The organism is Streptomyces sp. NPDC090077 (assembly GCF_044747545.1).
In the GTDB taxonomy this organism is placed as follows: Bacteria; Actinomycetota; Actinomycetes; order Streptomycetales; family Streptomycetaceae; genus Streptomyces.
The window spans coordinates 98,676-118,574 of record NZ_JBIVEG010000022.1; the positions used below are offsets into that span (position 1 = coordinate 98,676).

Genomic DNA, 19,899 nt, shown 5'->3' on the forward strand with positions numbered 1-19,899 from the left:
CTAGGTGCGGGCGATTTCAGCCCAGCGCCGCGAGCTCCTCGGGCGTACGCGGCCCCGGCGCCCCGTCCGCCAGCACCCCCCGGGCCCGCAGGAACGCGCCCACCACCGGCGCCCAGGCCGACCGCAGCCCCGCCGACGCGAGCAGCTCCGGATCCGCCAGCAGCTCCCCGGCGGGGCCCGTGCGGATCCCCGACGGGGTCAGCACGGCCGCGTCGTCGGCCCAGCGCACCGCGAGGTCCACGTCGTGGGTGGCCATGACCACCGTGGTGCCGGCCGCGCGCAGTCCCGCGAGGACGTCCAGGAGGCGTTCCTGCCCGTCCGGGTCGAGCCCGGCCGTGGGCTCGTCCAGGATCAGCACCCGGGGGGCCATCGCCACCGCGCCCGCGATCGCCGCGCGCTTGCGCTGCCCGTACGACAGCAGGTGCGTCGGGCGGTCCCGCAGCGCCGTGATGTCCAGCGCGGCCAGCGCGGCGTCCACCCGCTCGCGGACCTCCGCCGCCGGCAGCCCCAGGTTCATCGGGCCGAAGGAAACGTCCTGCTCCACGGAGGCCGCGAACAGCTGGTCGTCCGGGTCCTGCACCACCAGCTGCACCGAGGTGCGCAGCCGGACCAGCCCCTTGCGGTCGTACGCCACCTCCGCGCCGCCCAGCCGCAGCGAGCCCGAACCGGGCCGCAGGCCACCGCTCAGCAACCGCATCAGGGTGGTCTTGCCGCTGCCGTTGCGGCCCAGCAGCACCAGCGCGCGGCCCTCGGCGATGCCGAAGTCCACCCCGGACAGCACGGCCGGGCCGTCCTCGTACGCGTACCCCGCGCCGACCAGCTCCACCAACGGGGTCACAGCCACAGCTCCTTCAGTACGAGTGTCCCCGCGACCAGGGCGGCCAGCAGGGCGGCGGACCCCGCGAGGAACCGCCGGGACAGCGTCGCCTCGGGCACGAGCACCCGCAGCGCGCCGTCGTAACCGCGCCCCGCCAGCCCCTCCTGGAGCCGGGCCGCGCGGTCGAAGGCCCGGACGAACGAGGTCGCGGCGAGCCCGGCCAGCGAGCGCCACACCGCCGCCCGGCCGGTCTGCCCGAGCCGGGCCGCCTGGGCGCGCCGGACCTGCGCCACCGAGTCCAGCAGCAGGAAGCCGATCCGGTACATCACCAGGGCCACGTCCACGACGGGGGCCGGCACCCCGGCCCGCACCAGCCGGGGCAGCACGTCGGAGACCGGGGTGGTGAAGGCGAACAGCAGCACTCCGAGCGAGGCCGCCGAGGTGCGCAGCAGCAGTTCGGCCGCGTGCCGGGGCCCGTCCGGGGCCGGGGCGAGGAAGCCGTCCGGGCCGCCCACCGACACCAGCAGCGGCAGCGCCCCGGTCACGCAGAAGCCCAGCGGGATCCGGAAGGCCCGCCACAGCTGCCGCGGGGCCACCCCGGCCGGGCCGAGCAGCACGGCCAGGGTCGCGGCCGCCACCAGCGGCCCGCCGGGCCAGGGCGGCAGGCACACCGCGGTGACGGTGAGCCCGAGGCCCAGCAGGGCCTTCTCCAGCGGGTGGCGCCCCCGCCAGCGGCTGGAGTGGGCCGCCACGTCGATCGGCAGCACCGCCTACGGCTCCGGGGTCTGCTCGGCCCCGGCCCCGGACTGTGCGAGGGCCTGCGCCGCGCCCTGGCGGCGGCCCTTGCGGACGCCGAAGTAGTAGGCGAGCACGCCCGCCCCGAGCGCCGCCTGGAGGGCGAACAGTGCGGACTCGACCTCGCCCGAGGGGGGTTCGTACAGCGGGGAGAACCAGGGCTCGTAGTCCGGCTTCAGCTCGGTGATGGCGCTCTCCGCCTGCGCGTCGGCGCCGGCGAACGGCTCCTCCTTGCCGTCGCCGAGCCCCAGCGCGAGGGGGAGCACGGCCAGTGCCGCCACCACGAGCAGCAGCAGGGTGTTGATCTTCGCGTTCCTGGTCATCAGACCGCCGCCTCCTGCTTCGCGCCCTTGCCGCCGGTCAGCTTCGCGACCCCGAGCCGGACCAGGTCCGACTTGCTGGACTGCATCAGCAGCCGCATCACGAGCACCGTCAGCAGGCCCTCGCTGATCGCGAGCGGGATCTGGGTGAGGGCGAAGATGCCCGCGAACTTCTCCAGGGAGCCCAGGAAGCCGCTCGCCGGGTCGGGGAAGGCCAGCGCCAGCTGGACCGAGGTGACGCAGTAGGTGACCAGGTCGGCGAAGAACGCGCCGAAGAAGACGGTCACCATCAGGGGCGCGCCGGACTTGCGCAGCAGCCGGTAGACCCCGTAGCCCGCCCAGGGGCCGGCGATGGCCATCGAGAAGACGTTGGCGCCGAGCGTGGTGAGCCCGCCGTGGGCCAGCAGCAGGGCCTGGAACAGCAGGGTGATCGTGCCGAGCACCGCCATGATCGGCGGCCGGAAGAGGATGGCCCCGAGCCCCGTCCCCGTCGGGTGGGAGCAACTGCCCGTCACGGAAGGGATCTTCAGGGCGGACAGGACGAAAGTGAACGCACCGGACGCTCCGAGCAGCAGGGTGCTCTCCGGGTTCGACTTCACCTCGCGGGTCAGCGCGCGGACCCCGTGGACGACGAAGGGGGCGGACGCGGCGCCCCAGGCGACCGCGTGCAAAGGGGGCAGGAACCCCTCGGCTATATGCATGGTTCGGGAGACCTCTCCAGCACCTCGTGGATGGACGACGCGCCCCGGCCGGTCTCCTGGCTCACGGGTACTGATGCCCTGGCTCCGCCTTCCCGGGCCCGTGCGGTCTCCCACGCGGGCCCAGTGGCTTCCCGCGAGGGAGTGGAGCCGGACTTCCCGATCACAGTGGCGAGGGCCGCACCGGTTTCCCACCGGTTTCCCGAACACCAAGGCCAGACGACCCTAGTCGTCCGTACGGACCGTCACAACCCGGACCGATCCGGCCACCCGGCCGCCGCCCCGCCGCGCACCCGGACGGGCCCCGCCCGCTGGCCGGTCCGCCGGGCGCCCGGCACGGTGGAGGACATGGCCGACGACGACAGCCCCCGCTACGAGGACCTCTCCGCCGTCTACGTGAACTGCACCCTCAAACGCTCCCCCGAGACCAGCAACACCGAGGGCCTGATCGCGCGGAGCCGGGCCGTGATGGAGTCGGCCGGCGCCCGCACCTCGCTGATCCGTGCCGTCGACCACGACATCGCCACCGGCGTCTGGCCGGACATGACCGAACACGGCTGGGACAGCGACCAGTGGCCGGTCCTGTACAGCCGGATCATGGACGCCGACATCCTGGTGCTGTGCGGCCCGATCTGGCTCGGCGACAACAGCTCCGTCATGAAGCAGGTCATCGAGCGGCTCTACGCCTGCTCGTCGCTGCTGAACGAGCACGGCCAGTACGCCTACTACGGGCGCGTCGGCGGAGCACTGATCACGGGGAACGAGGACGGCGTCAAGCACTGCGCCATGAACGTCCTCTACAGCCTCCAGCACCTCGGCTACGCCATCCCGCCCCAGGCCGACGCCGGCTGGATCGGGGAGGCCGGCCCCGGCCCCTCCTACCTGGACCCGGGCTCGGGCGGTCCGGAGAACGACTTCACCAACCGGAACACCACCTTCATGTCCTGGAACCTGATGCACCTGGCAGCGCTCCTCAAGCGCTCCGGCGGCATGCCGGCCCACGGCAACCAGCGCTCCCTGTGGGACGCCGGCTGCCGCTTCGACTTCCCCAACCCGGAACACCGCTAGCAGCGGGCCGGCGGGCTCCGGGCGGTACGCGGGTCAGCAGGTGTTGGGGTGCGGGAAGTCCAGCACGAGCCGCTCGGGCGCGTGCAGGACGGAGGTCTTCCAGGTCGGCTTGGTGTCGAAGGCGGCGCCGAAGGTCACGTACCCCTCGTAGTCGCCGGTCATGGCCATGCCCTTGAGCTTGCTGAGGTAGATCTTCTGGAGCCTGGGGCCCTGGTAGACGTTCTGCCCGGCGTCGTTGTGACCGGCGGCCGGGTGCAGGCGGATCTCCAGGAAGTACTTCCCGGCCAGCGGTACCGGCTGGCCCGATCCGTCGTAGACGAGCTCGGACACGGGCGTGACGGTGACCGGGGGCACGTAGCCCTGGAGGTCGATCACGAGCCGGTCGTACGTGCAGTGCCCGCCCCAGCGGGCGTTGACGACGAGGGGCGTCTGGGTGCGGGTGGTCGTGGTGGCGGCGGAAGCCGGTGACGCGGAGAGCGCGAGCCCGGCGGTGAGCAGGGCACCCGTGGCGATGGCCACGAGCCGGCGGCGGTGCGGGTGACGCATGATGTCTCCCCGGTTCCGTGAGACGGGGACTGCCTGTCATCTCATAGGACACCGCCGGGGGGCGTACGGTTGCGCGCGCCGCCTCAGAAAGCCAGCAGCGCGCTCAGCTGTGCGTCCAGGTCGTAGTGGCGCCGCTCCTGCCCGACCGGCACCAGCTCCGTCATCCGCCGGCACAGCTCGCGCACGTCCTTGGCGCGGGCGGAGACCACGCAGCTCTGCTCGCCGTTGCTGAAGCCGAGCAGGACGCGCGGCTCCGAGCCGCTCCAGCGCGGCCACACCTGGATGTCGCCCTCGCCGGTGGCGCTGCTCTGCCCGTCGAGCAGCAGCTCCCGGGAGAAGACCCAGCGGGCCAGGTGCGTCCCGGCGCCGCGGAAGTCGACGGCCACCTCGTACGGGCGGTCCGTGCGGTAGACGAACCGGCCGGTGAGGGGGACGGACAGGGGGGCGGCTTCCAGCCGGAGCGGCAGGAGTCTCTGTTCGGTGATGGTGGCCATCGGCGGCTGCCTCTCGTCGCGCGCAGGGTCTTCCCGCAGCCCTTCCGGCACGGTATCCCCGGCCCGGCGGCGCGCTCCGGGGCCGAAGGTCCCGAGCAGCCGGGCCGCAGGGCCTCTTTTCGGCCACGGGAACGCGAAGGGCCCGCCCTCCGGGGGGAGGGCGGGCCCGGTGGCGCGCGGCGGACCGGCCGCGCGGCCGGCCGCTACGGCAGCGGGTTGTAGATCAGCGAGTCGTGGTTGTTGGACTGGCCGATCGCGGTGAAGCCGGAGCCGTTGGCCTGGGCGCCGTTGTTCTGGTTCGACGCCCCGAAGCCCGACGCGACCTGCTGCGCGGTGGAGGAGTTGCCGAGGTTGCTGCCGCCCACTCCGCTGCCGAGGATCCCGGCGAGGGCGGCGTTCGAGGCGGTGCCGGCGGCGCCGGCCCCGTTGTCCGCCTGGGCCGTGCCCGTGAAGAGGGCGGCGGCGAGGGGGAGCGATGCGAGCGCCGCCATCACGCGGATGCTGCGGATGCCTGCCATGGTGAAGCCTCCAGTACGCAAAACAGCAAGGGGGTAAGGCGGTTGGCCGACCGCCCGGGGGTGACGCGACGTCGCGTGACCAGAGTGGCGCACGTGATCATCGAGAAACCAGCCCGGACCTGCTTCTTCCCTCGCAAGCGTGATCAACTCGGTCCAAACCCCGAACTGGAGGTCATTTTCGTTTTTCCCGGATCCCGGGGATCAGCACTCGATGACGTTGACCGCGAGGCCGCCGCGGGCCGTCTCCTTGTACTTGATCTTCATGTCGGCGCCGGTCTCCTTCATGGTCTTGATGACCTTGTCGAGGGAGACCTTGTGGCTGCCGTCCCCGCGCATCGCCATCTTCGCGGCGGTGACGGCCTTGACGGCGGCCATGCCGTTGCGCTCGATGCAGGGGATCTGGACCAGGCCGCCGACCGGGTCGCAGGTCAGGCCGAGGTTGTGCTCCATGCCGATCTCGGCGGCGTTCTCGACCTGCTCGGGGGTGCCGCCCAGCACCTCGGCGAGGGCGCCCGCCGCCATCGAGCAGGCGGAGCCCACCTCGCCCTGGCAGCCGACCTCGGCGCCGGAGATCGAGGCGTTCTCCTTGAAGAGCATGCCGATCGCGCCCGCGGCGAGCAGGAAGCGGACCACGCCGTCCTCGTCCGCGCCGGGCACGAAGTTCACGTAGTAGTGCAGGACGGCCGGCAGGACGCCCGCGGCGCCGTTCGTGGGGGCGGTCACCACGCGCCCGCCCGCGGCGTTCTCCTCGTTGACGGCCATCGCGTAGATCGTCGTCCACTCGCTGCGGTGCATCATCGGGTCGCCCTCGGTGCGCAGCTGGCGCGCCGTGGACGCGGCGCGGCGCTTGACGCGCAGGCCGCCCGGGAGGATGCCCTCGCGGGACATGCCGCGCGAGACGCAGGACTGCATGACCCGCCAGATCTCCAGGAGGCCCTCGCGGATCTCCTCCTCGGTGCGCCAGGCCTTCTCGTTCTCCAGCATCAGGGAGGAGATCGACAGGCCCGTCTCGTTCGCCAGGCGCAGCATCTCGTCACCCGAGCGGAAGGGGTACTTCAGCACGGTGTCGTCGAGCTTGATCCGGTCCTCGCCGACCGCGTCCTCGTCGACGACGAAGCCGCCGCCCACCGAGTAGTAGGTCTTCTCCAGCAGCGGGGCGCCGGAGGCGTCGTACGCGAAGAGGGTCATGCCGTTGGCGTGGTAGGGCAGCGAGCGGCGGCGGTGCAGGATCAGCTGGCTCGGCTCGTGGAAGTCGATCTCGTGGGCACCGCCTATGTCCGTACCCAGCAGCCGCAGCTTGCCGCTCTTGCGGATCCGCTCCACCTCGTCGTCGGCGGTCTCGACGTTCACCGTGCGGGGGGAGTGGCCCTCCAGGCCGAGCAGGACCGCCTTGGGCGTGCCGTGGCCGTGGCCGGTCGCGCCGAGGGAACCGAAGAGCTCCGCCCGCACGGCGGCCGTCTGGGCGAGGAGGCCGTCCTTCTTCAGCCGCGTCACGAACATGCGCGCCGCGCGCATCGGGCCGACCGTGTGGGAGGAGGACGGGCCGATGCCGATGGAGAAGAGGTCGAAGACGGAGATGGCCACTGGCGGACTCCCTTGTCTGCTCGTGGGGTGGAGAGGGGGCAGGGGTGTGGTGATCAAGACGGGGTGATCTGCGGATTTTGTCCGGCAGACGAGCGTAACGCGTGGAGATGAACGGTTCGCCTCCCGGACGGGGCCGCCAGGAGTGAGCCGGGTCGCGTTCCGGTGCCGGAGGGCCCGGGCGGCCCCGTCAGGGGGGTGCGGGGCGCCGGGGAGTGCCCGTACGGGTGCGGGCGGTCATGAAAAGGGCCCGGCCTTGTGGGAAACAAGGCCGGGCCCCCGGTCCGCGCCTAGAGCGACGGGTACAGCGGGAACTTCCCGGCCAGGGCCGAGACGCGCGCCTTGAGGTCGGCGGCGTCGTAGCTCGGCTTCAGCGCCTGCGCGATGATCTCGGCGACCTCGGTGAACGCCTCGGCGTCGAAGCCGCGGGTCGCGAGGGCCGGCGTGCCGATCCGCAGACCCGAGGTGACCATCGGGGGCCGCGGGTCGTTCGGGATGGCGTTGCGGTTGACCGTGATCCCGACCTCGTGGAGGCGGTCCTCGGCCTGCTGGCCGTCCAGCTCGGAGTTGCGCAGGTCGACCAGGACCAGGTGCACGTCCGTGCCGCCGGTGAGCACGTCCACGCCCACGGCCTTGACGTCGTCCTGGACCAGGCGGGCGGCGAGGATCTTCGCGCCCTCCAGGGTGCGCTCCTGGCGCTCCTTGAACTCCGGCGAGGCCGCGACCTTGAAGGAGACGGCCTTGGCCGCGATCACGTGCTCCAGCGGGCCGCCCTGCTGGCCGGGGAAGACCGCGGAGTTGATCTTCTTGGCCAGCTCCTGCGTCGACAGGATCACACCGCCGCGCGGACCGCCGAGGGTCTTGTGCGTGGTGGTGGTGACGACGTGGGCGTGCGGCACCGGGTTCGGGTGCAGGCCCGCGGCGACCAGGCCCGCGAAGTGGGCCATGTCGACCATCAGGTACGCGCCGACCTCGTCCGCGATCCGGCGGAACGCGGCGAAGTCCAGCTGGCGCGGGTAGGCGGACCAGCCGGCGACGATCAGCTGCGGCTTGGACTCCTTGGCGAGGCGCTCGACCTCGGCCATGTCGACCTGGCCGTCCTCGCCGACGTGGTACGGGACCACGTTGTAGAGCTTGCCGGAGAAGTTGATCTTCATGCCGTGGGTCAGGTGACCGCCGTGGGCCAGGTTCAGGCCCATGATCGTGTCGCCCGGCTTCAGCAGCGCGAACATCGCGGCGGCGTTCGCCTGCGCACCGGAGTGCGGCTGGACGTTCGCGGCCTCGGCACCGAACAGCGCCTTGATGCGGTCGATCGCGATCTGCTCGACCACGTCGACGTGCTCGCAGCCGCCGTAGTAGCGGCGGCCCGGGTAGCCCTCGGCGTACTTGTTGGTCAGGACCGAGCCCTGGGCCTCCATGACGGCGACCGGAGCGAAGTTCTCCGACGCGATCATTTCCAGGGTCGACTGCTGGCGTACGAGCTCCGCGTCGACGGCGGCGGCGACGTCGGGGTCGAGCTCGTGGAGGGGGGTGTTCAGAACGGACATTCAGGGCCCCTGGGGTGTCAGTTGTCGGAGTGGGTGAGCGCGGCGTACTCGTCGGCGGAGAGCGCGTCCTTCGGCTCCTCCGACAGGCGCACCTTGAACAGCCAGCCACCCTCGAACGGGGCGGAGTTCACCAGCGACGGGTCGTCCACGACGTCCTGGTTGAACTCGGTGATCTCACCGGAGACGGGGGAGTACAGGTCGCTGACCGACTTGGTCGACTCCAGCTCGCCACAGGTCTCGCCCTCGGTGACGGTCTCGCCGACCTCGGGGAGCTGGGCGTAGACGACGTCACCGAGCGCGGTGGCCGCGAACTCCGTGATGCCGACCGTCGCGACGCCGTCCACGGCGTCCGACAGCCACTCGTGCTCCTTGGTGTAACGCAGCTGCTGGGGGTTGCTCATGACCTGATTCTCCTGGATGCGGGGAGGTGGATACGAATGGTGGTCTTGCGTACTGAGACGGGGGAGCCCGGTACGAGGGTTACTTCTGCCGCTTGTAGAAGGGCAGGGCCACGACCTCGTACGGCTCATGCGTACCGCGAATGTCCACGCCGACGCCGGAGGTGCCGGGCGCGGCGTGCTCCGCGTCGACGTACGCCATCGCGATCGGCTTGCCCAGCGTCGGGGACGGGGCGCCCGAGGTGACCTCGCCGATGACCTCGCCGCCGGCGACGACCGGGAAGCCGGCGCGCGGGACGCGGCGGCCCTCGGCGATCAGGCCGACCAGCTTGCGCGGCGGCTTGGTGGCCGCGACCTCGGCGGCGGCCTCCAGGGCGGCGCGGCCGACGAAGTCGCCCTCCTTCTCGAACTTCACGACCCGGCCCAGCCCGGCGTCGAAGGGAGTGAGGGCGGTGGTCAGCTCGTGCCCGTACAGCGGCATGCCCGCCTCCAGGCGCAGCGTGTCGCGGCAGGACAGGCCGGCCGGCACCAGACCGGCGCCCGCGCCCGCCTCGGTCAGCGCCTGCCACAGCTGCACGGCGTGCTCGGGGGAGACGAACAGCTCGAAGCCGTCCTCGCCGGTGTAGCCGGTACGGGCGATCAGCGCGGGCACGCCCGCGACGGTGCCCGGCAGGCCCGCGTAGTACTTCAGACCGTCCAGGTCGGCGTCCGTGAGCGACTTCAGGATGCCGGGGGACTCCGGGCCCTGGACGGCGATCAGCGCGTACGCGTCACGGTCGTCGCGGACCTCGGTGTCGAAGCCGGAGGCGCGCGCGGTGAGCGCGTCCAGCACGACCTGGGCGTTGGAGGCGTTGGCGACGACCATGTACTCGGTCTCGCCGAGGCGGTAGACGATCAGGTCGTCCAGGATCCCGCCGTCCTCCTGACAGATGTGCGTGTAGCGGGCGCGGCCGACGCCGACGGTGGAGATGTTCCCGACGAGGGCGTAGTCCAGCGCCTTCACGGCCTCCGGGCCGGTCAGCGTGATCTCGCCCATGTGGGACAGGTCGAACAGGCCGGCCTTGGTGCGCACGGCGTTGTGCTCGTCGCGCTCACTGGCGTAGCGCAGCGGCATGTCCCAGCCCGCGAAGTCGGTCATGGTCGCACCGAGCGAGCGGTGCAGCGCGTCGAGCGCGGTCAGGCGGGGGGCAGTGCTCATGGGTGTGGCTCCCGGGTCCCAGGGCATGACATGACGAGGAGGTTCCTCCCCATCTGTCATCGGAACCTGAGAGGTTCGCCGAGAGTTCCCGGAGGGGGAACGCCGACTTGCACCTTGGGTGGAGCACGCGCCGGACGTCCGTCGGGGACGGACGCGGCGGGGCTCGCTTTTCAGATCTGCCTCATCCACGCGGTACGGGGCCTGAGAGATTCAAGGGAGGTACTTGCTCCTTCGGCGCCCGGGCACGGCCTCACGGCCTGCCGGGACTCTCCCGCGCGGATTCAAGCGGCCGGTATGCAGTTTGGTGTCCAGATGGCGCACATCATTGCACGGGACGGCCGGGAGAGGGCAGAGGGGCCCGGAAGAACCTGCGGTCCGGACGGGGCCGGCCGTCCGCGCTGTGGAATGCCCGGCCGCAACCGGGGCCGTCGGATTACCGTCTCTTTACATTCAGTGGGCATGGGGCCCTCGCGGCCCGATTCGGGGGAGACGATCACTGTGCGGAGACTCGGAGTGGCTACGACGACAGGCGCCGTCGGGGCGGTCCCGGCGGCGCGGAGCACCGCCCGGCCCGCGGCGGGCGGCGGACCGGTCCGCGACCTGCGCGGACAGCCCGCGCGGCCGCACCGGCTGGGCTACGCCGCCGGGGACATCGTGGTGGTCTCCGGGCTGCCCGGCGGCGGCAAGAGCACCCTGATCAAGCGGGCCGCCGAAGCCGGCATCGACTCGCAGGACACCCGGGAGCGCTGGGAGCGCCGCATGCCGTCCCGCCTGCCGTACGCGGTGTACCGGCCGCTGGTGCGCGCCGCCCACTACGGGGGGCTCTGGCGCGAGCTGCGCTCCGGCGCCTCTGTGGTGGTCCACGACTGCGGCACCCAGCCGTGGGTCCGGGGCCTGCTGGCCGCCGTCGCCCGGCGGCGCGGGCGGGCGCTGCACCTGCTGCTGCTGGACACCACCCCCGAGGAGGCCCTGTCCGGGCAGGCGGTCCGGGGCCGGCGGGTGTCGGCGTACGCCTTCGCCCGGCACCGGGGGGCGGTGTCCCGGCTGCTGCGCGGCGCGGAGGCCGGCCGCGCCCCCCGCGGCTGCGCCTCGGTCACCCTCCTGGACCGCCCTTCGGCTGCCGCCGTCACCCGGATCACGTTCGGGAGCTGACTCCGCCCCCGGATTCCGGCCCGCGCGGCGTTCGAGCGCAACGGGGTCCGGGGGAGGGCAGGGGACCTCGCCCCGCGCAGCGGCGCAGCCCCCCGCACCCGACCCACCGGCCCCGGCCCCGATAGCCTCGGGGCCACACAAGGCGGACCCACACGGAGGCACGGGCAGATGCAGGCGCAAGGCAACGGCTGGCCGGCGAACGAGTTGGAGCAGGTGCTCGGGGCGGCGCTCGGCCGGGCGGACGCCGGCCCGCGGATCATCGAGGCGCTCGGCCGCAGCCAGGTCTGGATCCCGCTGCCGGCCGGCGGCGGCCCCGACAGCACCTCCCTCGACCTCCCCACGATGCTGATCGACGGCGCGGCGTACGTCCCCGTCTACAGCTCCGAGGCCCAGTTCCGCTTCGCGGCCGGCCCCGCCATGGACTTCGCGGTGGCCCCCGCCGTCGAGTTCGCCCGTGGCCTGCCCCCGCAGCTCGGCATCGCCGTGAACCCCGAGGGGGCCGTCGGGGTCCCGCTGCCGCCGGCCGCCGTAGCGGAGCTGTGCCGGGCCGGGCGCAGCGAGCTCGACGGCCCGGCCACCGGCGGCCGCGTCCGGCTCTTCGAGCCCGACTGGCAGGACGACCCGGTCGACTTCCTCGCCGTCGCCGCCGAGGAGTTCCGGGCCACCGGAGCCGTCGCCTCCGCCCACCGCTGCCTGGCCAGCGTCGAGGGCGGCGAGCCCCAGCTCTACATCGGAGTCCGCCTGGTGGGATGGGATCCCGAATCCCGCAGCGCCCCGCTGGAGGCGCTCGGCCGCGCCCTGGGCCGCGTACCGGCGCCCTGGCCGGTGCAGTTGATCCTGCTGGACGCCGCCGAGGACCCGGTCACGGAGTGGATTCGTGAGCGCGTACGCCCCTTCTACCTCCCGTAGCGCCGCTTAAGCTGGTCGGGACGTGTGGACGACGGGCGGACGAAGACGAAGAGGGGTACCGGGTGAGTGCGTCAGGCACGGCCGCGGCCGGGCAGGTCGAGCACATGCTGCGCCAGGTGACTCCCGGGCGCTATGAGAGCTATGAGTCATTCCTGCACGCCCTCGCCGAGGGCAGGCTGTGGATGCTCCTGTGGCAGGGGCAGCCGGGCTCACCGGACGCCCAGTACGGCGGCATGGAGGTCGAGGGGCTGGGCTACGCCCCCTGCGTGACCTCGCCGCAGGAACTGGCCGCGAGCGGCTGGAACCGCGGCTACGAGGTGGTCACGGGCCGGGACATCGCCCGCGCCCTCTACCCGGACCGCTGGGGCCTGTGGGTCAACCCGCACGCCCAGGGCGGCGGCCTCGGCATCCCCTGGGCCGACCTGCGCCGGGTCGCCACCGGCCTGGACCGGATGCCGGCGGGCCCGCTGCGGCTGTCCGAGCCGGCCCTGGAGCTCCCGCAGTTCTACGGGCTGCTGACCCAGCACGCGCACCGCACGCCGGCCGTGCGGTCGCTGCGCCGCGCCTGGGTGCAGCCCTCGCTCGGGTCCGCGTACCTCGCGGTGGGACTCGACCTGTACGACGCCTCGGCGCCCGCGCTGGAGTCCGTGCGGGAGATGATGCGCCAGTCGGTCGGCGTCGTGCCCGAGGGGGTCCCGGTGTGCACGGTCGCGCTCGCGGACGAGCACGATCCGGTGGCGATGTGGCTGCGTTCGCAGACCCGTCCCTTCTACGACCGCGAGGGGCAGGCCGCCGCCTACTGACCTCCTCAGGGGGGTGGGGAGACGCTTTCCCCGAGCTCCCTACAGGGATTTCCGGGGTGCGCCCGCACTCTGGGACGACCCCGTCCGACGGACACCAGGCCGCCGGGAACCACGGTTCCCGGCGGCCTTCGTCTTGTCCGGATTTCGCCGTAGGTGGGCGCCCAATTGGCGTGCTCCTCCCTACAGTTGGGCGTGATGTCCGTTTGCGTACCGAACGGACGGTCTTGCTCCGCTGAGCCGTGAACGGAGTCCGGATAACGGGAACCCCGGCCTCAGATCACGGTTGCGCATCCATTCATCTGCGGGTCTGGCGGCTGGTCGAGCGCCCAATGAAGACTCCCCACCCAAGAGCCGGTCAGTCCTCCAGGACCCGGTTCGGCACGTGGACTCCGCCGCTCGTCCCGACGTGGCGCTTCCGCACTTCCCGCACTTCAGCTGCACCGCACCGCACGCACCGCACCCTGCTCCACCCACAGCACGGCCGCACTGCCAGCACTGCCAGCACCTCGCACCTCGTACGCGTTCACGTGCCCCGAGCACGGGAGCGCCACTCCGCACCAACGCCGCCACAGCGGCGGGCATGGGCCGACCACCCGTCGGCCGAGAGGGGTCCCCACCACGATGACGGCACCACTGCACGACACGGACGCGGAATCACCCGCACCCGTGTCCGTAGCCGAAGTCCCTGCCAAGGCCATCGAAGGCCGCTCGCCCGGCCGCATCGCCTGGATGCGGCTCAAGCGCGACAAGGTCGCGCTGACCGGCGGCGTGATCGTGATCCTCCTGATCCTGGTGGCGGTCTTCGCGCCGCTGATCGTGAACCTGCTGGGCCACGACCCCAACGAGTTCCACGAGGACATGATCGATCCGGACCTGGGCACACCGCTCGGCTCCTTCGGCGGCATCAGCTCCGACTTCCTGCTGGGCGTCGAACCGACCAACGGGCGCGACGTGTTCAGCCGGATCGTCTACGGCGCCCGCATCTCGCTGGTCGTCGCCTTCCTGGCGGCCTTCGTCTCGGTCGTCCTCGGCAGCCTCCTGGGCGCCCTCGCCGGGTTCCTCGGCGGCTGGGTGGACGGGGTCATCAGCCGCCTGATGGACCTGCTGCTGGCCTTCCCGCAGCTGCTGTTCACCATCGCCCTGGTCTCCGTGGTCCCCAACTCCGTCTGGGGCTTCGAGGGTTCGGGCGTCCGGATGGGCGTGCTCATCCTGGTCATCGGCTTCTTCGGCTGGCCGTACATCGGCCGCATCGTCCGGGGACAGACGATCTCCCTGCGGGAGCGCGAGTACGTCGAGGCCGCGCGCAGCCTCGGAGCCGGCCGCGGCTACATCCTCCTGAAGGAACTGCTGCCGAACCTGGTCGCGCCGATCCTCGTCTACGCGACGCTGATCATCCCGACCAACATCCTGACCGAAGCGGCCCTCAGCTTCCTGGGCGCCGGCGTCAAGCCGCCCACCGCTTCCTGGGGAAAGATGCTCTCCGACGCCGTCCCCATCTACCAGGACGACCCCATGTACATGGTGGTTCCCGGTATGACGATCTTCATCACCGTCCTGGCGTTCAACCTCTTCGGGGACGGGCTGCGTGACGCACTCGACCCCAAGGGCAGCTGAACCGCTTCTTCGATTCACCACCTATGGAGGTTGGACAACCGTGACCCGCAGAAAGCAGGCTCTCGCGATCACCGCCGTGATCGCCGCCCTCTCGATGACCGCCGCGTGCGGTGACAACGCGGCCAAGAAGGACGACAAGGCCGACGGCGACAGCGGCAAGGGCTACAGCGGTGCCGCCACCGCCGTGATCAACCCCTCGGACGCCAAGGGCGGCGAGCTCAAGCTCTGGTCCCCGCAGGACGTCGACTACCTCGACCCGGCGCGCGCCTACTACGGCTTCGTCTGGAACATGCAGCGCCTCTACGTGCGCAGCCTGCTGGCCTACGACGCCAAGCCGGGCAAGGACGGCACGAAGGTCGTCCCCGACCTCGCCGAGGCCCTGCCGGTCATCAGCAACGACGGCAAGACCTACACCCTGAAGCTCAAGGACGGGGTGAAGTTCGAGGACGGCACGCCGATCACCTCGAAGGACATCAAGTACGGCGTCGAGCGCGTCTTCGCGCAGGACGTGCTGTCCGGCGGTCCGACCTACCTGATCGACCTCCTCGACCAGGGCCAGAAGTACCCCGGCCCGTACAAGGACACCGACCCGAACAAGATGGGTCTGAAGACGGTCGAGACGCCGGACGACAAGACGATCGTCTTCAACCTGGCGAGCGCGAACTCCGACTTCAGCTACCTGCTGGCCATGCCGTCCTCCTCGCCGGTCCCGGCGGGCAAGGACACCGGCGCCACGTACACCAACAAGCCGATGTCCACCGGCCCGTACAAGGTCGAGAGCTTCACCGCCGGCAAGGGCGCGACCTTCGTCCGCAACGAGAACTGGGACCCGAAGACGGACCCGATCCGCAAGGGTCTGCCGGACAAGGTCTCCTTCACGGTCACCACCAACCCGGACGACATGGACCAGCGCCTGCTCTCGGGCGACATCGACATGGCCGTCGACGGCACCGGTGTCCAGCAGGCCGCGAAGAACAAGATCCTCAAGGACGAGAAGCTCAAGGCCAACGCGGACAACCCGTTCACGGGCTACATCCGCTACTTCGCCTTCCCGCAGACGGTCGCGCCGTTCGACAACATCGAGTGCCGCAAGGCCGTCATCTACGCGGCCGACCCGAAGTCCCTGCAGACCGCCCGTGGCGGCCCGACCAGCGGTGACCTCGGCGCGAACATGCTGCCGGCCGGTGTCCCCGGCTCGGACAAGAGCTACGACCCCTTCGGCCTGACGAAGGGCAAGCCGCAGGAGGCCAAGGCCAAGGAGGCCCTCAAGGCCTGTGGCAAGCCCGACGGCTTCGAGACCGTCATCGCGGTGCGCAACAACCGCGCCCCCGAGGTGAAGACGGCCGAGTCCCTGCAGGCCTCGCTCGCCAAGGTCGGCATCAAGGCGACCATCGACCAGTTCGACGGCAAGCTCTCCTCCTCCACGATCGGTTCGCCCGAGAACGTGAAGAAGAAGGGCTACGGCATCATCGTCATGGGCTGGGGCGCCGACTACAACTCCGGCGCGGGCTTCCTGCAGCCGCTGGTCGACGGATCGTTCATCCTGCCGAACGGCAACAACAACTACACCGAGGTCAACGACAGCGAGATCAACGGCCTGTTCGACCAGGCCGCTGCTGCCGCCACCCCGGAGGCTGCTGCTCCGTTCTACGGGACGATCAACAAGAAGGTCATGGACAAGGCGCTCTACCTGCCGATCAACTTCGACAAGGCGCTCGTCTACCACAACCCGCGCCTGACGAACGTCTTCTTCAACGAGTCCTTCGGCAAGATCGACCTCGCCACCGTGGGCATCAAGCAGTAGTCGCACAGCAGCAGAACCAGCGGGCCGCCCGGTGATGCGCCGGGCGGCCCCTGCAGCCCGGCCGACCGCCGGGCCCGCAACCGCAACTCAGCACGTAAGTAAGTGCCTTCACCGCACATGCGCTAGTCCGAAGGGCAGGTGAAGGCCGCAGGCGCTGGCCGCCGCCCCCACGAGGGGCGGCGGCCACCAGCCCCGGGCGGCCGACTGCAGTGCTCGTCTACCTCATACGGCGGCTGTTCAACGTCGCCGCCACGCTGCTGGTGGTCTCCGTGGTCACCTTCGGCATCTTCTTCGCGGTCCCGAAGCTGACCGGCAGCGATCCCGCGCTCATGTACGCAGGCCGGGAGACCAACGAGACCGCCCTGGCGGGCATCCGCGTGAAGATGGGCTTCGACAAGCCCATCTCCGAGCAGTACCTGCTCTTCGTCAAGGGCATCTTCGCCGGCCGCGACTACGACGGCGGCACCGAGATCACCCACTGTGCGGCCCCCTGCTTCGGCTACTCCTTCAAGACCGAGGCGCCCGTCTGGGAGACCATGATGGACCGGATCCCGGTCACCCTCTCGCTCGCCCTCGGGGCGGCCGTGATCTGGGTGATCGCCGGTGTGGCCACGGGCGTGGTCTCCGCACTCAAACGCCGCACCGCCATCGACCGCACCGTCATGGTCGGCGCGCTCGCAGGCGTCTCCCTGCCGATCTTCTTCACGGGCATGGTGGCCCCGGCGATCCTCGTCTACAGCCTCGGCTGGCTCGACGTCTCCAACTACCAACCCCTGACCGAGGATCCGGCGGCCTGGCTCAACAGCATGATCCTGCCCTGGATCACCCTGGCCTTCCTCTTCGCCGCCACCTACGCCCGCATCACCCGGGCGACCATGCTGGAGGTCCTCGGCGAGGACTACATCCGCACCGCCCGCGCCAAGGGCCTCAAAGAGTCCGTGGTCATCCGCAAGCACGCCCTGCGCTCCACCCTCACCCCGGTCGTCACCATGTTCGGCCTGGACCTCGGCGGCCTCCTCGGCGGCGCGGTGCTCACCGAGACCACCTTCAACTTCCAGGGCCTCGGCACGGCGGCCGTGGCCGCCATCAGCGCCGGCGACCTTCCCGTGATCATGGGCGTCACCCTGCTCGCCGCCCTCTTCGTGGTCCTCGCCAACCTGATCGTGGACCTGCTGTACGTCGTCATCGACCCGCGCGTGAGGCTGACGTGACCAAGAACGATTCCGACCAGCCGGCCTTCGTGCCCGAGCAGGGCGGCGCGCCCGACGCGGCCCCCTTCCTCTCCGTACGCGACCTCAAGGTCCACTTCCCGACCGACGACGGCCTGGTCAAGTCCGTGGACGGCCTCACCTTCGACCTGGAGCGCGGCAAGACCCTCGGCATCGTGGGCGAGTCCGGCTCCGGCAAGTCGGTGACCTCGCTGGCCATCATGGGCCTGCACCGCACCGGCAACGCCCGCAGCCGCCCGGACATCTCCGGCAAGGTGATCCTCGACGGCGAGGACCTGGTCAGCGCCGACGCCGACCACGTGCGCCGGCTGCGCGGCCGCAAGATGGCGATGGTCTTCCAGGACCCGCTGTCCGCGATGCACCCGTACTACTCGGTCGGCAAGCAGATCGTCGAGGCGTACCGGACCCACCACGACGTCGACAAGAAGAAGGCCCGCGCCCGCGCCGTCGAGATGCTCGACCGCGTCGGCATCCCGGAGCCCCACCGGCGCGTGGACGCGTACCCCCACGAGTTCTCCGGCGGCATGCGCCAACGCGCGATGATCGCGATGGCGCTGGTCAACAACCCCGAACTGCTCATCGCGGACGAGCCGACCACCGCCCTCGACGTCACCGTCCAGGCGCAGATCCTCGACCTGATCCGCGACCTGCAGAAGGAGTTCGGCTCCGCGGTCATCATGATCACGCACGACCTCGGCGTGGTCGCCGAGATGGCCGACGAGATCCTCGTGATGTACGGCGGCCGCTGCGTCGAGCGCGGCACCGCCGAGAAGGTCTTCTACGAGCCCCGCCACCCCTACACCTGGGGACTGCTCGGCTCCATGCCGCGCATCGACCGCGACCAGACCGAGCGCCTGATCCCGGTCAAGGGCTCGCCGCCCAGCCTCATCAACATCCCGAGCGGCTGCGCGTTCAACCCCCGGTGCCCCTACGCCGACGTGCCCAAGGGGGGCATCACCCGCACCCAGCGGCCCGAGCTGACCCAGGACGACAGCCGGCACTGGTCCGCCTGCCACATGTCGCAGGAGGAGCGGACCCGGATCTGGACCGAAGAGATTGCGCCGAAGCTGTGACCGACATGAAGAAGGACACCGCCGCCCAGGACTCGGCCACGGCCGTCGCCGAGGCGGAACCGCTGCTGAAGGTCACCGGCCTGGTCAAGCACTTCCCCATCAAGAAGGGGCTGCTGAGCCGCCAGACCGCGGCCGTCAAGGCCGTCGACGGGATCGACTTCGACGTCCGGCGGGGTGAGACCCTCGGCGTCGTCGGCGAGTCCGGCTGCGGCAAGTCGACGATGGGCCGTCTCATCACGCGCCTGCTGGAGCCGAGCGCCGGGCGCATCGAGTTCGAGGGCAAGGACATCACCCACCTCGGCGTGGCCGGCATGCGCCCGCTGCGCCGCGACGTGCAGATGATCTTCCAGGACCCGTACGGCTCGCTGAACCCGCGGCACACGGTCGGCGCGATCGTCTCGGCCCCCTTCAAGCTCCAGGGCGTCACGCCCGAGGGCGGGGTCAAGAAGGAGGTCCAGCGCCTCCTCTCGCTCGTCGGCCTGAACCCGGAGCACTACAACCGCTACCCGCACGAGTTCTCCGGCGGCCAGCGCCAGCGCATCGGCATCGCGCGCGCCCTGGCCCTGAAGCCGAAGCTGGTCGTCGCGGACGAGCCGGTGTCGGCGCTGGACGTGTCGATCCAGGCGCAGGTGGTGAACCTGCTGGACGACCTCCAGCAGGAGCTGGGCCTGACGTACGTGATCATCGCGCACGACCTGTCGGTCATCCGGCACGTCTCCGACCGCATCGCGGTGATGTACCTCGGCAAGATCGTGGAGCTGGCGGACCGCAAGTCGCTGTACGAGTCCCCGATGCACCCGTACACGAACGCCCTGCTGTCCGCGGTGCCGGTCCCGGACCCGCGGCGGCGCGGGGCCAAGAGCGGGCGCATCCTGCTCAAGGGCGACGTCCCCTCGCCGATCTCCCCGCCGGCCGGCTGCCGCTTCCACACGCGGTGCTGGAAGGCGACGGAGCTCTGCGCGAAGCAGGATCCGCCGCTGCTGACGATCAAGCCGGGCCACCAGACGGCCTGCCACCACCCGGAGAACGCTCCTTCCTGACGCGCCGCTCGCGCGGCTCGGCGCCGGGGGCGCCTCACCGGCTTCGCGCCGCTGCGCCGGACTCCGTCCGGCGGATGCGGGGCGGGGCCGGTTCGCGTGTCCGGGGCCGGTACGTCGTCTGCGGGTGGTCGGCCGCTGCGCGGTGCGGGTCCCCTACCCGCCCTTCCACCGTTCCCCGGGCTGCGCCCGGACCCCTACGGCGCTACCGCGCCCGCGCCTCAAACGCCGGCGGGGCTGATTTCAGCCTCGCCGGCGTTTGAGGCGCGGGGTCTGGGGCGGAGCCCCAGGGAACGGG

General features: G+C 71.3%; 20 protein-coding genes and 2 riboswitches. Of the genes, 9 read left to right on the plus strand and 11 right to left on the minus strand.

Annotated elements, in window-relative coordinates:
• Positions 1–16 precede the first annotated feature (16 nt).
• Genes ACIPW5_RS29285 through ACIPW5_RS29300 form a run of 4 tightly spaced genes read right to left on the minus strand, consistent with a single transcriptional unit; the run spans position 17 to position 2,633 of the window.
• Positions 17–844, minus strand: coding sequence for an energy-coupling factor ABC transporter ATP-binding protein (locus ACIPW5_RS29285; RefSeq protein ID WP_401251091.1), 828 nt, complete (start codon positions 842–844; stop codon positions 17–19).
• Positions 835–1,584, minus strand: coding sequence for a cobalt ECF transporter T component CbiQ (cbiQ, locus tag ACIPW5_RS29290; RefSeq protein WP_401251094.1), 750 nt, complete (start codon positions 1,582–1,584; stop codon positions 835–837). The genes ACIPW5_RS29285 and cbiQ overlap by 10 nt, the downstream gene beginning before the upstream one ends.
• A gap of 3 nt (positions 1,585–1,587) precedes the next feature.
• Positions 1,588–1,935 (minus strand): energy-coupling factor ABC transporter substrate-binding protein, encoded by a 348-nt coding sequence (locus ACIPW5_RS29295; RefSeq protein WP_401251097.1) that lies wholly within the window; start codon positions 1,933–1,935, stop codon positions 1,588–1,590.
• Positions 1,935–2,633: an energy-coupling factor ABC transporter permease gene (locus tag ACIPW5_RS29300; protein WP_401251099.1), complete on the minus strand. Its 699-nt coding sequence runs from the start codon at positions 2,631–2,633 to the stop codon at positions 1,935–1,937. Before ACIPW5_RS29300 ends, ACIPW5_RS29295 begins: the two co-directional genes overlap by 1 nt.
• A 28-nt stretch (positions 2,634–2,661) precedes the next feature.
• Positions 2,662–2,859: riboswitch (cobalamin riboswitch) on the minus strand.
• Positions 2,860–2,978: 119 nt separating this feature from the next.
• Here ACIPW5_RS29300 and ACIPW5_RS29305 point away from each other — a divergent pair.
• The gene (locus ACIPW5_RS29305; protein WP_401251101.1) at positions 2,979–3,698 is read left to right on the plus strand and encodes a flavodoxin family protein; all 720 of its coding nucleotides are present in this window, start codon (positions 2,979–2,981) and stop codon (positions 3,696–3,698) included.
• Between the two features lie 33 nt (positions 3,699–3,731).
• Here ACIPW5_RS29305 and ACIPW5_RS29310 read toward each other — a convergent pair whose 3' ends face one another.
• The 7 genes from ACIPW5_RS29310 to gcvT form a co-directional block, all read right to left on the minus strand.
• Positions 3,732–4,244: a hypothetical protein gene (locus ACIPW5_RS29310; protein ID WP_401251104.1), complete on the minus strand. Its 513-nt coding sequence runs from the start codon at positions 4,242–4,244 to the stop codon at positions 3,732–3,734.
• Positions 4,245–4,327: 83 nt separating this feature from the next.
• Positions 4,328–4,738: an SsgA family sporulation/cell division regulator gene (locus tag ACIPW5_RS29315; RefSeq protein ID WP_401251107.1), complete on the minus strand. Its 411-nt coding sequence runs from the start codon at positions 4,736–4,738 to the stop codon at positions 4,328–4,330.
• A 203-nt stretch (positions 4,739–4,941) separates the two neighbouring features.
• Positions 4,942–5,256 (minus strand): hypothetical protein, encoded by a 315-nt coding sequence (locus ACIPW5_RS29320; protein WP_401251109.1) that lies wholly within the window; start codon positions 5,254–5,256, stop codon positions 4,942–4,944.
• A gap of 201 nt (positions 5,257–5,457) precedes the next feature.
• A complete protein-coding gene (locus ACIPW5_RS29325) occupies positions 5,458–6,840 on the minus strand; it encodes an L-serine ammonia-lyase (protein ID WP_401251112.1) in 1,383 nt (460 codons plus the stop codon).
• 287 nt (positions 6,841–7,127) lie between these two features.
• Positions 7,128–8,384: a serine hydroxymethyltransferase gene (gene glyA, locus ACIPW5_RS29330; RefSeq protein ID WP_401251114.1), complete on the minus strand. Its 1,257-nt coding sequence runs from the start codon at positions 8,382–8,384 to the stop codon at positions 7,128–7,130.
• 17 nt (positions 8,385–8,401) lie between these two features.
• Entirely contained in the window at positions 8,402–8,785 is a 384-nt protein-coding gene (gene gcvH / locus ACIPW5_RS29335; RefSeq protein WP_401251117.1) for a glycine cleavage system protein GcvH, read from the minus strand.
• 79 nt (positions 8,786–8,864) lie between these two features.
• Positions 8,865–9,980, minus strand: coding sequence for a glycine cleavage system aminomethyltransferase GcvT (gcvT, locus tag ACIPW5_RS29340; RefSeq protein WP_401251119.1), 1,116 nt, complete (start codon positions 9,978–9,980; stop codon positions 8,865–8,867).
• 180 nt (positions 9,981–10,160) lie between these two features.
• Positions 10,161–10,264: riboswitch (glycine riboswitch) on the minus strand.
• Positions 10,265–10,472: 208 nt separating this feature from the next.
• On the opposite strand from gcvT, the gene ACIPW5_RS29345 reads away from it, so the two are divergent.
• From ACIPW5_RS29345 to ACIPW5_RS29380, 8 genes are all read left to right on the plus strand, one after another.
• The gene (locus ACIPW5_RS29345; RefSeq protein WP_401251142.1) at positions 10,473–11,132 is read left to right on the plus strand and encodes an AAA family ATPase; all 660 of its coding nucleotides are present in this window, start codon (positions 10,473–10,475) and stop codon (positions 11,130–11,132) included.
• Between the two features lie 168 nt (positions 11,133–11,300).
• On the plus strand, positions 11,301–12,041 hold the full coding sequence (locus ACIPW5_RS29350; protein ID WP_401251121.1) for an enhanced serine sensitivity protein SseB: 741 nt from the start codon (positions 11,301–11,303) through the stop codon (positions 12,039–12,041).
• A gap of 62 nt (positions 12,042–12,103) precedes the next feature.
• Positions 12,104–12,844, plus strand: coding sequence for an enhanced serine sensitivity protein SseB C-terminal domain-containing protein (locus ACIPW5_RS29355; protein WP_401251124.1), 741 nt, complete (start codon positions 12,104–12,106; stop codon positions 12,842–12,844).
• A 621-nt stretch (positions 12,845–13,465) separates the two neighbouring features.
• Positions 13,466–14,458 (plus strand): ABC transporter permease, encoded by a 993-nt coding sequence (locus tag ACIPW5_RS29360; protein WP_401251127.1) that lies wholly within the window; start codon positions 13,466–13,468, stop codon positions 14,456–14,458.
• A 94-nt stretch (positions 14,459–14,552) separates the two neighbouring features.
• Complete coding sequence (locus ACIPW5_RS29365; RefSeq protein WP_401251145.1) at positions 14,553–16,262, plus strand: ABC transporter substrate-binding protein; 1,710 nt, start codon at positions 14,553–14,555, stop codon at positions 16,260–16,262.
• A gap of 209 nt (positions 16,263–16,471) precedes the next feature.
• Positions 16,472–17,473, plus strand: a complete 1,002-nt coding sequence (locus tag ACIPW5_RS29370; RefSeq protein ID WP_401251130.1) for an ABC transporter permease — start codon at positions 16,472–16,474, stop codon at positions 17,471–17,473.
• A gap of 29 nt (positions 17,474–17,502) precedes the next feature.
• Positions 17,503–18,564: an ABC transporter ATP-binding protein gene (locus ACIPW5_RS29375; RefSeq protein WP_401251148.1), complete on the plus strand. Its 1,062-nt coding sequence runs from the start codon at positions 17,503–17,505 to the stop codon at positions 18,562–18,564.
• Between the two features lie 5 nt (positions 18,565–18,569).
• The gene (locus ACIPW5_RS29380; RefSeq protein WP_401251133.1) at positions 18,570–19,604 is read left to right on the plus strand and encodes an ABC transporter ATP-binding protein; all 1,035 of its coding nucleotides are present in this window, start codon (positions 18,570–18,572) and stop codon (positions 19,602–19,604) included.
• Positions 19,605–19,899: the final 295 nt, after the last annotated feature.